At 49.4% G+C, this 14,045-nt stretch carries 12 protein-coding genes, 3 pseudogenes and 1 other annotated feature; of the genes and pseudogenes, 4 read left to right on the forward strand and 11 right to left on the reverse strand.

What is annotated here, in order from left to right:
• From TJ79_RS15370 to TJ79_RS15385, 4 genes and pseudogenes are all read right to left on the reverse strand, one after another.
• Nucleotides 1-249: pseudogene (locus tag TJ79_RS15370) on the reverse strand (glutamic-type intramembrane protease PrsW); the annotation flags it as partial.
• Nucleotides 250-272: 23 nt separating this feature from the next.
• On the reverse strand, nt 273-497 hold the full coding sequence (locus TJ79_RS15375) for a hypothetical protein (RefSeq protein ID WP_040951226.1): 225 nt from the start codon (nt 495-497) through the stop codon (nt 273-275).
• Nucleotides 494-1,099: a genetic competence negative regulator gene (locus TJ79_RS15380; protein ID WP_040951227.1), complete on the reverse strand. Its 606-nt coding sequence runs from the start codon at nt 1,097-1,099 to the stop codon at nt 494-496. The genes TJ79_RS15375 and TJ79_RS15380 overlap by 4 nt, the downstream gene beginning before the upstream one ends.
• Before the next feature lie 215 nt (nt 1,100-1,314).
• Nucleotides 1,315-1,659, reverse strand: a complete 345-nt coding sequence (locus TJ79_RS15385; protein WP_040951228.1) for a hypothetical protein — start codon at nt 1,657-1,659, stop codon at nt 1,315-1,317.
• Between the two features lie 170 nt (nt 1,660-1,829).
• Here TJ79_RS15385 and TJ79_RS15390 point away from each other — a divergent pair, with 170 nt between their 5' ends.
• Nucleotides 1,830-2,744, forward strand: a complete 915-nt coding sequence (locus tag TJ79_RS15390; RefSeq protein ID WP_052339630.1) for a polysaccharide deacetylase family protein — start codon at nt 1,830-1,832, stop codon at nt 2,742-2,744.
• A gap of 3 nt (nt 2,745-2,747) precedes the next feature.
• Here the strand turns inward: TJ79_RS15390 and TJ79_RS15395 are convergent, their stop codons facing one another.
• A complete protein-coding gene (locus TJ79_RS15395) occupies nt 2,748-3,341 on the reverse strand; it encodes a CPBP family intramembrane glutamic endopeptidase (protein ID WP_040951229.1) in 594 nt (197 codons plus the stop codon).
• A 91-nt stretch (nt 3,342-3,432) separates the two neighbouring features.
• Here TJ79_RS15395 and TJ79_RS15400 point away from each other — a divergent pair, with 91 nt between their 5' ends.
• Entirely contained in the window at nt 3,433-4,353 is a 921-nt protein-coding gene (locus TJ79_RS15400; RefSeq protein WP_040951230.1) for a hypothetical protein, read from the forward strand.
• Nucleotides 4,354-4,452: 99 nt separating this feature from the next.
• On the opposite strand, the gene TJ79_RS15405 is transcribed toward TJ79_RS15400, so the two are convergent.
• On the reverse strand, nt 4,453-4,776 hold the full coding sequence (locus TJ79_RS15405; protein WP_040951231.1) for a rhodanese-like domain-containing protein: 324 nt from the start codon (nt 4,774-4,776) through the stop codon (nt 4,453-4,455).
• Nucleotides 4,777-5,002: 226 nt separating this feature from the next.
• Nucleotides 5,003-5,244: a binding site (T-box leader), on the forward strand.
• Between the two features lie 65 nt (nt 5,245-5,309).
• Here TJ79_RS15405 and serA point away from each other — a divergent pair.
• Together serA and TJ79_RS15415 are read left to right on the forward strand one after the other, a co-directional pair.
• A pseudogene (gene serA / locus TJ79_RS15410) lies at nt 5,310-6,897 on the forward strand (phosphoglycerate dehydrogenase).
• A gap of 282 nt (nt 6,898-7,179) precedes the next feature.
• Nucleotides 7,180-7,620 carry a hypothetical protein gene (locus TJ79_RS15415; protein ID WP_040951232.1) on the forward strand — a complete coding sequence of 147 codons (441 nt, stop codon included), beginning with the start codon at nt 7,180-7,182 and terminating at the stop codon, nt 7,618-7,620.
• A 182-nt stretch (nt 7,621-7,802) separates the two neighbouring features.
• Here TJ79_RS15415 and TJ79_RS15420 read toward each other — a convergent pair whose 3' ends face one another.
• From TJ79_RS15420 to TJ79_RS15440, 5 genes and pseudogenes are all read right to left on the reverse strand, one after another.
• Nucleotides 7,803-9,629, reverse strand: a complete 1,827-nt coding sequence (locus TJ79_RS15420) for an ATP-binding protein (RefSeq protein ID WP_040951233.1) — start codon at nt 9,627-9,629, stop codon at nt 7,803-7,805.
• Complete coding sequence (locus tag TJ79_RS15425) at nt 9,629-10,345, reverse strand: response regulator transcription factor (protein WP_040951234.1); 717 nt, start codon at nt 10,343-10,345, stop codon at nt 9,629-9,631. Before TJ79_RS15425 ends, TJ79_RS15420 begins: the two co-directional genes overlap by 1 nt.
• Before the next feature lie 50 nt (nt 10,346-10,395).
• Nucleotides 10,396-11,670, reverse strand: coding sequence for a cytochrome c biogenesis protein CcsA (gene ccsA / locus TJ79_RS15430; protein ID WP_238323023.1), 1,275 nt, complete (start codon nt 11,668-11,670; stop codon nt 10,396-10,398).
• A pseudogene (gene resB, locus TJ79_RS15435) lies at nt 11,667-13,343 on the reverse strand (cytochrome c biogenesis protein ResB). Before resB ends, ccsA begins: the two are co-directional and overlap by 4 nt.
• A 33-nt stretch (nt 13,344-13,376) precedes the next feature.
• Nucleotides 13,377-13,931: a peroxiredoxin family protein gene (locus TJ79_RS15440; RefSeq protein ID WP_238323024.1), complete on the reverse strand. Its 555-nt coding sequence runs from the start codon at nt 13,929-13,931 to the stop codon at nt 13,377-13,379.
• Between the last annotated feature and the right edge of the window lie 114 nt (nt 13,932-14,045).

A 14,045-nucleotide genomic window follows, 5' to 3' on the forward strand; every position in this document is an offset into this window, starting at 1 on the left:
CCACTTGACCGCTTCTTCTAGCCCTGCCGAGTAACCAAAGCTGAAGAGCAAACTGTTTTCCCCAAAAGAAAGCACCAGCATACGCTGCAGCACCATCAGCGGGTAAACAACAAGCGCCCCGCATATAAAGAGGCGGACGACCATATGCACAGGCTCCGTCTCGTATCGGTCCTTCAAATAAAAATACGCCATCAGCGCTATGCCTGGTGCAAGCGCAGCAGCGATCAGCGAGATCATGATCGAATCCAACTTTCGTTAAAGGATATTCCCTATTATACTGGTTTCAGGCTAGTGCCGTCATCCTTCTTGGCATGCAATATTTCCCGTTTTTTCGGAATTATCTCGATTTCCACTGTTTCTTGGGCTTCTAACGCGGTCTTTTCCGCTAAAAAGTCCCCTATGGCACCGTTTCGGTTCTTCTTGTTATAAAAAATAAAAGCCCTCACCGAATGGTTATCGGCAGGGCGTCGTTTAAAAAGGGTCGCATTCCTATTCATGAAAAGTGCTCGCATAAAGTTTTTACAGCATTTTCAGCAATGATTGTTTTTCCGTATTCCTGCAAAACGGCTGTAGTGACAGATGTCGCTTCGCCATATTCCGATAAGACGGCGATAATCGCTTGGTAGCGTGAATCGTTCTCGTCGTATTCCAGCGAATCAAATTGGAGAATCCAGTGTTCTTTATAAGAAAAGAGTGTGCCGCCGCCTTCGGGAAGAAGATTCAGAACCTTTGCCATTCGCAGCAAATCTTCAAAATCCCGAAATGCATACGAAACGAGCTCGCTTTGTTCAAGCGTCACTTCCATTTCGTATACATCCTCATCTTCCTCAAAACGGTCCTCATCGCGAGCGGTTTGCATTTTGCCGCGCGTTACGATCACTACCATCCCTTGGGCGGGTAGGGCAAACACTTCTACTGCCAGCGGCCCTGAAGCGTCGAAACCCAGTTCCGAATATGCTTGTTCCATCATTTCACTGAAAAGTTCATGGACTTTTGGAATCTCGCGCCACATGTCTTCTTTCTGGATACCCCGCTCGGTCAGGTCGTCAAATGTAAGGAAAATCCTAATTTTATCGACACTCAAACGTTCAATTTTCATTCAGGATCTCCCCCTTTGCCTTTGCCCAAATTTGCCTGCCGCTATGCTATATGCTAACAGATTATGAATGCCGTGGAGAATGGTGAGCATTTTCTCGTCCAAATCCACTTAGCCCTGTGACTATTATACCATGTAGGGCAGTTTTTTGGGAAATGAAAGGCAAAGATGCAAATGCCACAATTCCTTGATTGGAATTGTGGCATTTGCTTTAAGATTTACTGGAAGGATTGGCTAGCCGCGGTGCCTGCCGAATTTTCTTTAAGGATCTCCTGCACCTGATGCTTGACGGACGGATCATCGTTTATCAGCTCGTTGATTTTATCCATACCTTGGTTATGGCTTTTTCCATGCATCGTCGACTCGTCTTCTTTGTGTGATTGGTGCATCTTCCCATTCTTGCCCATAGCGTTCATCGCGGCAAACCCGTTTCCGATGGCTTGACCGATGGAATCGCTCGTCTTGGTCATGGTTGTGGACATCATGAATTTGCCGCCGCGCATAAAGTAAATGGCTGCTGCCGCACCGACCATGCTCCCGAGTAAAAAGCTGCTGGCGCGCATCCTTTTTATCCTCCTTCAAGTAATGGAATGAAACATCGTTAGCTTGTGCCGCAGTCCATCGGCTATACACGAAACTACAAGGGAAATACCGGGCTCACGCGAGTCTCAACATTCCGCTTACCAATGCCGATATTTATCTTGAAATACTCTTTTCACTTAAGGAGATCAACATGAAAACACCATGGCTCACGCTTTCCATTGCCGCCCTCACCGCTCTGATGTTGAACGGATGCGGAAACCAGCCCTCCGGTGCCGCTAACCGTGAACCAACGTCCACGGCTGCATCTGCGGCAGCAAACGCCGGAACCGTTGCCCCGAGTTCCACCCTGCTCCCTTCCGCATCGACTCAAGGGCAAATCGCAACAACGTCTCCCGCATCGATGACAGCAAGTTCATCTCCGACGGTCACTGAGGATGCTGATGTTGTCCAACCAGCCTACAGGATGAACGAGAACTTCGACATCGTCCCCCTCAATGATTCGGCTTCGAAAAAAGTGGTTTTACTCACCTTTGACGATGGCCCTAAAGATGAAAAAGATATCAACAAGATCATCGACGCGCTGGACAAACATAATGCAAAAGCGATCTTTTTCGTAAACGGCATCCGAATCAAGAGGCATCCTGAACTGATCACCCTCATCCAAGAACGCGGTCAAATCATCGGCAATCATACCTACGACCACATCAATCTGAAGAAGGAAAACAGCGGCTCCGTTACTTATCAGATTGAAGAAGTGCAAAAGATGGTTCAAAATTTGACCGGATCCTTACCGGTTTTCCTCCGGCCACCCTTTGGATCAAGCAGCGATGATGTCCGTGCGATCGCAAAGAAAAACCAGCTCCTCTCGATGAACTGGTCCGTTGGATCTTTGGATTGGGATATTCCGAAAACCGTAGCCGATGCCGATAAAACGGATTGGATCATCGCCCAGGTTATGAAACAATTGCATTCTGGTTCCAATATTCTCATGCATGAGTATCCATGGACAGCGAATGCCCTTGACAAACTGATGACGGAGGTTGAGCAGAAGGGGTATCATTTCGTTGATCCCCGCACCATTGAAACGTCTCCGCAGCCCCAATAGTCTTTATTCGTCCTTTCGGTAGCGGATAATGCAGCCCATGACGAAATCAATGAGAAAATGGGCGATAACCGGCGTCCAAAGTGTCCCGGTATAGTTGTAGATCCAGCCAAAGCCATAACTGATGGAAAAGACAAGACCGGTCATCACCCAGCTTTGCAAATAGCGGACATGGATGGCTGCGAAAAGCACGCTGGTCCAGTAAGCACCGATGGCTTGTTGGATCGCCCCGCGAAACAGCATTTCTTCGCAAAAGGCGACAAAAAGCGATAGCGCCGCAATTTGCCATAGCGGCCGGTTTCGGAAGAGCATATTGTTGATACCGCCATCATCCGCGACATCCGGCGGGACAAAGCGGGATATGATGAGATCAGCAATGAGTACCGCAATGCCGAAACCGAAACCCCAGAGGAGAATCGTCGGCACGCTTTTTACCGGAAAGAGAGTCCACAGCTGGTTTTTCTGAAAAAGAGTTATAATAAAGGCCACTATAAGCGTTAAAACCTGCGTAAACAGCAGATTAATCAGAAGCAGCCGTTCGTCCAGATCCTCGATGGTTGCGGGACGTATTCTAATTTTGCGAATTTTCAACTTTTTCATTGTTTCCCCCGATTGGTGTCGAACCTTGTATTCCAATTTTCGCCATGATCTTCTATACTGAAAGAAAAAAAATAGTAGGTGCGTGACGCTCTTGAACAAGCAATTGAATCGATCCGATTATATTTTTGCATTAGTTGTCATTTTTTTCATGGTCTGCGTTGTCGCCTCTTTTTTCTTCGGCTACAACAAGGGGACAGCTCACGTCGAGGCAAAATACGCTTCAGAATTGAAAAAATCCATATCAACCGATTACACAGGCGCCTATGACGAATCTCAACTCGTATCCTATTACCATAACGTCTATGCTCCGTGGCTTTCGTTTCAGCAGAATTGGGTCCAGGATTTAGAACTCCTGCAAGGGAGCTCAGCCAAGGACGGTGCGTCTGGTTCTCTCAAAGACTTGAGCAGCGAAGCGGCAGCCGCTTATGCCAGCATCAGATCAGCCGCTATCTCAGATTCTTCGCCGTTGCTTTCGGAAGCCCAGACAAACGTGCTGAAGAGCCTGACCCTTTTCGATAAAGAAACGCGGCGTTATCTGTCCGACAACAAGGGTAAGAAGGACGCCGATTTGTTGGCCGGCCTGGACAAAGACGCAGGTCTGAATGAAGCAAAGCGGTTTGCTCTGGAGGCGCAAAAACAATATTTTATGGCCGTTGTCAAATGGCACAAACAGCTCCATCCGGAACTGGCGAATCAAGATCTGATCGGCAGCGATAAGCTGACCATCGCCAAATGGAAGGAGTTCCCGCTTAACGCTAAAATTGCCCACTCCTCAACGGTTATTGAAAACCGGTCCTTGTTTAAAGGCTATTCGCCTCAGGACTTGACTGCCCGCATCGATTCCATGATCGCCTCCGGCAGCGCAACGAAAATGAAGCTGACTACCGTTAGAAGCGTGATTGATGTTCTGCTGGACACCGGGGCCGTCCGCTCAGGCGACTTTCGAGATGAGGGTCAACGTTACTCGGGAGAAGTCCTCCCCCATTTACCCATCTACGCTTCAACAAATTGAAACCTGCTGCCTCAGATAAAGAAACCCGCCACGGGTGGGTTTCTTTTAAACCCGATAATGAAACCCGCCCAAGGCGGGTTTTTTTGTACTGAAACCTGGTCAATCGTAGGCAAATCCGCGTAATTCGGCAACGGCTGCCATACCTCCCTCAACGTTGGTCAGGTTTTGGAAGCCTTGACTTTGCATATACCCGCAAACGTTAGCGCTGCGAATGCCATGAGCGCATATCACGTAGATGGAACAATCTTTCGGAAGTTCCTTGATCTTGCTTGGGATCGTATACATCGGCATATGGAGGGTATTCTCCAGATGGTAATAGTGCCACTCTCCAAGCTCACGCACATCAAGAACGAGGGCATCCGCCAAGTTCCCCTGCTCCCACTGGGCAAGAAACGCTTCAGGGGAAATATTCTTACCTTCCATGCGCGTTTCATCCCCCTCTTATTCTGTTCGTTTCTCTTGAAAATTGTCGTACTATCAGCAGAATACCAAATCAATGAAGAAAAGAAAAGCGAAGCGCGCTCGGCTAAAATCGGATAAAAAGCTGGACAATCGTTATAGCCCCGAACAAAATTTCTTCTCGGAGATATATTGTTCGTGTATTGACACTGTTTCTCCACCGTGTTAAAGTATGAAAAACGAAAACTAACATGAAACGATGACGGAAACAAGCATTGATAGCTTCTCAGAGAGCCGGTGGCAGGTGCGAATCGGTGTGGCGGACAATGCGGAGCACTCCCGAGTTTCTGCGCTGAATGTTCGGATTTTGTCGAGTAGGCGTGGTCGGCTGGAAACCGTTACCTTTCCGGGTCTGAATCAGACCATGAGGCATACCGCGTGAGCGGGATGCAAATAAGGGTGGTACCGCGAAACTTAACTCTCGTCCCTTCACACGATAGAAGTGTGAAGATCGAGAGTTTTTTAGTTTATCCAACATACTTAGGAGGGTTTTGTCCATGTACAAGGTTTTGGTTTCTGATCCCATCAGCGATATGGGAATTCAACTGCTTTATGATGCTGAAGATGTGCAAGTCGACAAGAAACCGGGTCTAAGTGAAGATGAATTAACCGCGATTATCGGAGATTACGACGCCCTGCTGGTTCGCAGCCAAACCACGGTTACGGAAAAAATCATGACTGCCGCTGCTAAACTGAAAGTCATCGGCCGCGCCGGCGTTGGCGTGGACAATATCAATCTGGAAGCCGCAACAAGCCGCGGTATCGTCGTCATCAACGCCCCGGACGGCAACACCATCGCCACCTGCGAGTTGACCTTCGCCATGATGATGTCGGTGGCGCGGATGATTCCTCAAGCTTACAAGAAAACCATCGGCGGAGAATGGGACCGCAAAACCTTCGTAGGCGTTGAACTGCGCGCCAAAACCTTGGGCATCATCGGCATGGGCCGAATCGGCAGCGAAGTTGCCAAACGGGCAAAAGTATTCGGAATGGACGTTATCGGCTATGACCCGTTCATGACGGAAGACCGTGCCGAGAAGTTGGGCGTGAAACTGGGCACTGTAGACGAAATCGCCAAAGTTGCCGATTTCATCACGGTTCACACCCCACTCACCAACGAAACCCGCAACATTATCGACCGTCCGCAATTTGAGCTGATGAAAAAAGGCGTCCGCCTGATCAACTGCGCACGCGGCGGCATCATCAATGAAGAAGCACTGGTTGAAGCCATTGATAAAGGCATCGTGGCTGGAGCCGCTTTTGACGTGTTCACCAAGGAACCGTTACCTGCAGACCACCCTTTTGCCAATAACCCGAAGATTATCGTTACCCCGCACCTGGGTGCATCGACAGTAGAAGCTCAAGAGAATGTTGCCATCGACGTATCCGAAGAAGTGTTGCATATTCTCCGCAGCGAGCCCTTCAAGAACGCCGTCAATATGCCGGCCGTTCCCGGAAGCGTCATGAACAAGCTGCAGCCTTACTTCACCCTGGTGGAAAAACTCGGCTTCTTCGTTAGCCAATTGGCGGAGTTCCCGGTATCCGACGTCGTCGTCAATTACTCTGGCGAACTGATGGACGTAGAACACCAATCCTTTGACCCGCTACGTGGTAAAAGGTGTGCTGGCTAACCATCTGGGCGGCGAAGTCAATTTGGTCAATGCCATGCACCTGGCCAAACAACGCGGCGTCAACGTCATTGTGCAAAAGACATCGACCGCCGATAACTTCACCAACCTGGTTACCGTTACTCTGAAAGGCAAAACGGAAGAACGCACCTTGGCCGGAACGCTTTTGGCCGGTTATGGAGATCGTATCGTTCGAGTTGACCAGTTCCCTGTGGACATTGCGCCGGAAGGAACGCTCATGGTCATCGCCCACAACGATAAACCTGGTATCATCGGCCGCGTCGGTACCTTGCTGGGCAACAACGATGTAAACATCGCCTCCATGCAAGTAGGTCGCCGCGCAATCGGCGGTTCCGCCATCATGATTCTCACCATCGACAAGCAAGCATCCAAAGAGGTATTGGATGAGCTCAGCCGCTTGCCGGAAATCATCAAGGTCAAGGAACTGGTTCTGTAAACCGACACAGACTGCATCTGTTTCACGAACAACAAGATTTATCGCCGGAATCCGCAAAATAAAGCAGCAATCATGATCCTTTCGCCCATTTGCGAGCCGTTGCGACTGCCATAATATTCTCGAGCAAGCCAGTTAACGCCCTTCCATAAGGAGCATGCTGGCTTGCTTTTTTGTACCCTGAAATAACCTTGCTTCCATGCAGGTTAAGCTTCAGGCTAGTATGAAATGAAGATCAGGCCGACAAACTATACCTGGATTCCTATTTTAAAAAGGAGGGTACAAATGAAGAAAATAGCCCTCGCCATGATCACCCTGCTTTTGATATGCGGGAGTTTACCCGCATCGGCGATGCTAAAAGAGCCGTTGACCGCTGAAATCTATGATCCTTACAAGCAGCAAGTGGTCAAACATATCGAACTCACTCCCTCCCTCTTGTCAGAAGCTAAGTTCATCCTAACCCATTTGGAGTTTACCAGCCGCTTGAACTTGAATTTCAATTCGGGTAAATTAATCAAATTCCCGGTTCAAACTCATGTGCAAAACCAATGGTTTAATGGCGATATTCGGGAGTTTATCTTAATCGTGGAACAAACCGACACCTATGTCCTCTTGTTCGACAAGCAGGATCAAGCCCGGCTATTTGCGACCTCTTACGACGTTGCACCGCTTCTCAAGCGGATGGACTCCCAAAGAGACGCAAGGTTTCCACAAGATAAACCCTAAAGGCTGCTGCAGCATAAGAAAACTTCTATCGAGGCTTTACAAAGATGAGCGACCGCGTTTTAGAGGTAGGTTATCTTGTTACAGAATGTTTTAGTGCTTGAGCACTTTAGCAAATTTAAACATTCTGTAACGTTCAAAAAGCCCGCCCCTGCCGATATGGCAGAAGCGGGCTCTTAGCGTTCTCAAGCAAGGGGTAACTGTAAAGTAAAGGTTGTGCCCTGTCCGACTTTGCTTTTCACCTGGATGCTGCCTTTATGGGCATCGACGATGTTCTTGGCAATGGCAAGCCCCAATCCTGTCCCACTGGAACCGCGGGTTCTCGCTTTATCCGCCTTATAGAAACGTTCGAAGATATAGGACAAATCTTCGGCAGGAATCCCCTGCCCTTCGTCCCGTACTTCCAGGAAGACGGCTCGATCACCGCGCAAAATGGACAAGCCGGCAGTGAGATGGATAGCCGCTCCCGAAGGCGTATGGCGAACGGCATTGTCCAATAAATTCGTCAGCACCTGCTCCAGCCGATCCTCATCCGCTTTGGCAAAAAGCTTGACGTCCTCATCCAACTCAAGCTCCAACTGAATGTCGTGTTCCTTGCAGTACGCCGAAAACTTTCGGTGTATGCGCCGCAAAAAGGAACCGATATCGATATCGTGGAAATGGTATTCCAGATTTCCGGTTTCCATTTTCGCCAAGTCCAACAAGTCTCGCACGAGCCGCCCCATTCGAAGGGATTCGTCATAAATGATCTGGGCTAACTCCTGCCGCTCCTCCGGCGTAGAAGCAATATCGTCGATCAGCGCTTCACTGTAGCCTTGCAGCATGGAAAGAGGCGTACGCAGTTCATGAGATACATTGGCGACAAAATCGATCCGCAGCTTATCCAAACGGTATTCTTCCGTTACATCCCGCAGTACGACGACTGCCCCCCGAACCATATCTTCCGAGTAGAGCGGCGCCATAACAAGAGACCAAACTCCGTCCTTGACATGTACCTTCGTCGCGATTTCTTTTGTTTCTTTCACGACCTGTTGAAAAACAGCCTGTAGCGGCTCAGGAATCAGTTGATAGGCTGCTGGTTCATGAACCTCGGATTCTTCCTCGTTAGCGCCTTTGTCCCAATGCAGGTCGGACCATTCCACCAGCAGGCTTTCGCCTTCCGGATTCATAAAGATAATCCGCCCGTCGACGTCGAAGGAGATCACCGCATCCGCCATGCTGCGAAGCACGCTGGCCAGATTTTCTTTTTGATGGCTCAAATCCCGTATCGTTTCCTCCAACTGCTCGCCCATCAGATTAAAGGTAGTGCCCAACTCTCCTATTTCGTCCCGGGACATGACTGGCACTCGGCTGCCGTATTCCCCCCGGATGAAGTGGTTAGCTATGCGCTTTAGTTCCAACAGCGGCCGGTTGATTTTATAGATGAGGAAAAAAGCAAAAAACGTCGTCAGCAAAAATCCGGCTATCGACACCAAGGCAAACAGCCATTTGACGTAGTTTTGGGTATTTTCCAGAGATTTTTTCGATTGAAAGAGCAACAGTACATCTTTGCTACCTGTTCCTCCCTCGGCTGTAAGCATCGGAGAAGCGATGGCGAGATATTTTCCTCCATCGCCGGCATCCTTTGTAATGGAGAAAGAGGCAGATACTTTTTTCCCTGCCTGCAAGGTACCAAGTTCCTTCGCGTTGAAAATATCGCCAAGATGGTATTGCTTGCCCTCCAAAGTCACAGCCGCCTGCCCTGGATTGGCGTGATCCAAGGATATCAGGTTCACGCTGGCTTCTTCCGATTCAAGCAGATCGATTATGGCGTCAACATAGCCTTTTTCTTGCAGGTGGGAAGGAATTTGCCGGGACAGCTTATCGGCCATATTCTGCAAATTGCCGGCTTGATCGGGAAAGGTGGCGTCAATGATCGGAAAAAGAAACAAGCCCAGGATGATCAATACCACAGCCACCAGCGCGATAATGGTCATCCAGAGCTTGCCGACAACGCTCCGAAGCAGCGTCATTACTTGGGAGCCTCTAACTTGTAGCCAACGCCCCATACCGTCGTTATCATGGCTGCGGCATCGGGGGAAACCTTGTTCAGCTTCTCGCGAAGACGTTTCACATGGGTGTCAACGGTACGGAGATCGCCGAAAAACTCATAATTCCAAACATCCTTCAACAGTTCTTCCCGAGAGAAGACCTTGTCCGGTGAAATGGCCAAATAATGCAAAAGCTCGTATTCCTTCGGCGTGAGAGAAACTTCCTGGCTATCCGCAGACACCCGGTGAGCGTCGTGCTCGATAACGAGATGGGGAAAAACGATATTGTTGCTGGAATTGGCACCCTTTGACAGAAAAGCTGTAGCAGACGAACGGCGCAGAATGGCCTTTACGCGATAGATCACCTCGCGGGGGCTGAACGGCTTCACGACATAATCGTCGGTGCCCATCTCAAAGCCCTGAACCCGGTTGGCTTCTTCCCCTTTCGCCGTCAGCATGATAACGGGAGTCGCCTTCACCTGGCGCAGCCGTGCGCATACTTCCATGCCGTCGATACCGGGCAGCATCAAATCCAAAAGGATGAGGTCATAATCCCGATCCACCGCTTTCTGGAGGGCGGTCTCGCCATCTTCGGCTTCGTCGATTTCGTACCCTTCCTTCTCCAGATACATCCGCAGCAGCCTACGGATTCTTTCTTCATCATCCACAACTAAAATGCTTTCCCTGTTCTCTGCCATCCAGTAATACCCTCCTAAAGTTCCTGTCCATATTCGTAAGTGGGGTCGGGTTAATCGACACCCGCGTAGGAATGCATGCCAGCTATAATCAAATTAACGCCAACTAAAGTAAACATGACGATGAGAAACCCGATAACCGACATCCAGGAGGAGCGTTTGCCAACCCATCCTCTGGACAGCCGCAAGTGCAAGTAAGCTGCATAGAACAACCAAGTGATCAGCGCCCATACTTCCTTCGGATCCCATCCCCAAAACTGGCCCCATGCTTGATCTGCCCAGATCATGGCAAACAGCAGAGCGCCCAGAGTAAAGACGGGGTAACCGATAGCGATGGCCCGGTACGAGATTTCGTCAATATCCTCGGCTTCCAGTGATTGGAGCGCCGGGCTGATCGCCGCCCCAATGGGCTTACGGATCAAGAGGCGCAACACTCCGTAGAGGATGGCCCCCCCAATGAGAGACCAAATCACCGTGTTCAGCTTGCGGCCTGCCGAAACTCCTTTCATCCAGTAAGGGGCTTCTAGCAGTGGCTTTTTCATCCCGAGAAAAGGTGTCATGCTGAGCGTCTCCGCACCGTAGGGTTTGACTAACGGAGGAAGCACATACGTCTCGATCTTCACTGCCTGTTCCTTCGTCGCAGCCGTATCGCTAGCGGCAGGCGGAGCGAATTGAGCTTGGTATCCGCCGGCATTGAACGAGAAGATCGAAAGGATGAAGGCCGCGAGAATAAGAATGACGAATAATGTAAATTCTACGCCGCGTTGCTCTCGCCTAGCCGCTTTTCCTTTAGAGCGGAAATCAACGGTGCGGAGCAGATGCATGAGCCCGCCAGCAAAGCCGATGGCGAAGAAAGCTTCTCCAGCCGCCGCCGTCGTGACATGAATCTTCAGCCAATTGCTCTTCAGCGATGGAACGAGAGGCTGCACCTCGCTGGGAAATACGGCGGCATACGAGATGATCAGAACGGCAATAGGGAGAACGAACATCCCCACTAGAGGCGTCTTGTATATGGCATAAATAACGATGAAGGCCGCAATGATCATCATGCCGAGAAAAGTCATGAACTCATACATATTGCTTGTCGGGATGTGCCCGCTCGCGTACCAGCGGGTGAAGAAAAAGAGCAGATGTCCGACAAAACCGATAATAGCCGTCAAAAATCCCCATTTGCCGTAATTCCGTTTATGCTGGGCCTCGTTGTTCCCGCTCCATTTTGAACCTATGATGGAAAGAACAAAGAGGAAAAACGAAAGACAATATAAGATAAAGGCAATTAACAGATAACTGGAACTCCATTCGCTTACCGTGTCCAAAAAGGAACTCAAGACGGTTGATCTCTCCTCTCCAGCAACTTAGGATCAATCGGAATGCCTGTATGATCAAGCAAATATGCCGTTTCCTTACGGAGCCCGAACCAGTTCTTGTTCGTGTGAGCGCCCAGTGTCAGAATGCCGTTATCGATCCGGAGCCATATTCGGCGATGGTTCCAATAAAAGCCCATCGAAAGTCCGATGATCGAGATGATGGCGCCAACCCAGATATAAGGCACGGCTAAGTCCTTGCGAATGTTCAGATAGCTGGTATAGTTGGCAATTTCCACATCGTTCATGGACGAGGCAGATATATCAAGCTTCTTTGCCAACTCTCCATTGATCTCATCCTGTCGAAAAGCAAGCTTATCGATCTCACGGGGGAAATACATATAAATATCTCCGCCGCTCGCTAGATCTGGTCCGGTTACTGAGAAGATATAAGCCGGTTTCTTCGGGTCGTTACTTTCCGTTTTCGGCTTGCCTTGTTCATCCAGCGCAAAATCCGGGAAGTAGCTTTTTAAAGTAAAACGATAGGGACCAACCGTGTAGTTTGCCTGCGGATTATAAGTGCTCAGATCCAACTTCCCGTAAACTTCTCCGGTTTGTGGATTCTTCACCTCAGGATGAACGGCTAGAATGACCTGAGTGACATCGTAATTGTACTAATAAGCCTTGAAACCTTTATAAACGAGGGGCTTATTCACCTGAATATTGTGCGAAGCCACTTCTTTCAGCTTAGGCTCCTGACCGGTTCCGCAGTTGCTTTCGCATATGTACAAAACCGCTTGAGTTTCGTAAAATTTCGGCACGGTCTTTCCTTGGCCGCGAAATTCCGGAGCTAATTCATCCTCGCTATAAAATTCCACTGTGAACTTTTTATTTTCCAGATAGTATGGAGTTTCCGGAATCTTGACAATCCGTCCCTCCATAAAACCTACGTACTGATCCATATACCAACCGGGGATGCTGCGGGCCAGCACAGCCAATAAGAAAACAATAAGTCCGATATGATTGATATAAGGCCCCCAGCGGCTAAATCGGTACTTCTCGGCAAGAAGCGCTCCGTCTTCCGTATGAACGCGGTAGCGGCGGCGTTTCAGTTCTTTTTCCATGTCTCCAAGCCACTGCGTTTCGTCCGTTTGGCCATTTTCAATCAATGACCCTTGATAGGTTACTCTCTGGCGCGTAAGGAAGCCCAAATGCTTCCGGATCGACTGCTTGTTCAGCGCCCGGTAAAGGGGCAGCACCCGATCTAAACTGCATACGACTAGAGATGTGCCGATCATCACCAAGAGTCCCTTGAACCAAATGGAGTCATAGGTATGGGATAGACCTAGCAGATAATAGATCCGTCCGGCGGTTCCGTACTTTTCTTCATACAAGGTCGAAAACTTTACATCACCGAGAAACATATTCTCTTGAGGAAAAATCGTCCCGATGGCAGCACCGATCAGCGTCATGATAATCAGATATATTGCAACCTTTACAGAGGAAAAAAATTTCCAGATGCGGTCAATAATCGTAGGGTTTTCTCTCTGCGATCGGCGCAGCACTCCATCATAACGCATCTCCAGCGGACCGCTGTCCGGCATGGCGTCTTCCTGCAGCGGTTTACCGCAGGATTCGCACAGTACGGTGCCGAGCGGGTTTTGGTGACCGCACTCGCATTTCGTATCTTCTACCAACAGCCTGTCCTCCATTCCGTTTTCGATAAACGGCTAACCTCCATAACTTTTCTGCATCGTTGCCAGCGTATTGCGGATAAAATCTTCCTCCATTTCGCCTGGGCGCACAACACGAACCACGCCCTTGGGATCGATGAAAAAGGTCGAGGGAAAATTGTTCACCCCATACCGCTTGCGAACTTCATCCGTCCGGTCGTGGAGGATTTGAAACGTGATGCCGTATTCGCCAAGAAAACTGGTTACTGCAACGTCATTATCAAATTGCATGTTCACACCGAGGACGACGACGTTTTTGTCTGACCATTCCTCAGACTGCCGCTGCAAGGCGGGCATTTCGTTGCGGCACGGCGGACAGGACGTCGCCCAGAAGTTAAGGATAACCGTTTTACCTTTATAATCGGATAAGCGGTGGACATTGCCATCTTGATCCGCCAACTGAAAATCCGGCGCTTTCGCGCCTTCCTTCGGGTAGGAACCGGAAGACCGTGACATCCCCGTTATAATCGTAACAACGGCGATGATAAGGGCGGCTGATAAAATGGCGATCTGCAGCCACTTCTTGTTTCTCAACACCATCACCTTTTTCATCCAGTTTCATTATAGCGAATATTGGCGAATTCGTTAACATTTTTTTCACAAGTTCATGAAGGATTATTTTCGCTTTCCGCGAGAGAAATTCTTGTTGGAGAGACCGCCGTTGCC

It is taken from the genome of Gorillibacterium massiliense, from assembly GCF_000455485.1.
Lineage (GTDB): Bacteria > Bacillota > Bacilli > Paenibacillales > NBRC-103111 > Gorillibacterium > Gorillibacterium massiliense.

What these genes read in the sequence shown, in the direction of transcription:
- TJ79_RS15375 (WP_040951226.1), bottom strand. Translation starts at nt 497, where the DNA reads ATGAATAGGAATGCGACCCTTTTTAAACGACGCCCTGCCGATAACCAT.
- TJ79_RS15380 (WP_040951227.1), bottom strand. Translation starts at nt 1,099, where the DNA reads ATGAAAATTGAACGTTTGAGTGTCGATAAAATTAGGATTTTCCTTACA.
- TJ79_RS15385 (WP_040951228.1), bottom strand. Translation starts at nt 1,659, where the DNA reads ATGCGCGCCAGCAGCTTTTTACTCGGGAGCATGGTCGGTGCGGCAGCA.
- TJ79_RS15390 (WP_052339630.1), top strand. Translation starts at nt 1,830, where the DNA reads ATGAAAACACCATGGCTCACGCTTTCCATTGCCGCCCTCACCGCTCTG.
- TJ79_RS15395 (WP_040951229.1), bottom strand. Translation starts at nt 3,341, where the DNA reads ATGAAAAAGTTGAAAATTCGCAAAATTAGAATACGTCCCGCAACCATC.
- TJ79_RS15405 (WP_040951231.1), bottom strand. Translation starts at nt 4,776, where the DNA reads ATGGAAGGTAAGAATATTTCCCCTGAAGCGTTTCTTGCCCAGTGGGAG.
- TJ79_RS15415 (WP_040951232.1), top strand. Translation starts at nt 7,180, where the DNA reads ATGAAGAAAATAGCCCTCGCCATGATCACCCTGCTTTTGATATGCGGG.
- TJ79_RS15420 (WP_040951233.1), bottom strand. Translation starts at nt 9,629, where the DNA reads ATGACGCTGCTTCGGAGCGTTGTCGGCAAGCTCTGGATGACCATTATC.
- TJ79_RS15425 (WP_040951234.1), bottom strand. Translation starts at nt 10,345, where the DNA reads ATGGCAGAGAACAGGGAAAGCATTTTAGTTGTGGATGATGAAGAAAGA.
- TJ79_RS15440 (WP_238323024.1), bottom strand. Translation starts at nt 13,931, where the DNA reads ATGAAAAAGGTGATGGTGTTGAGAAACAAGAAGTGGCTGCAGATCGCC.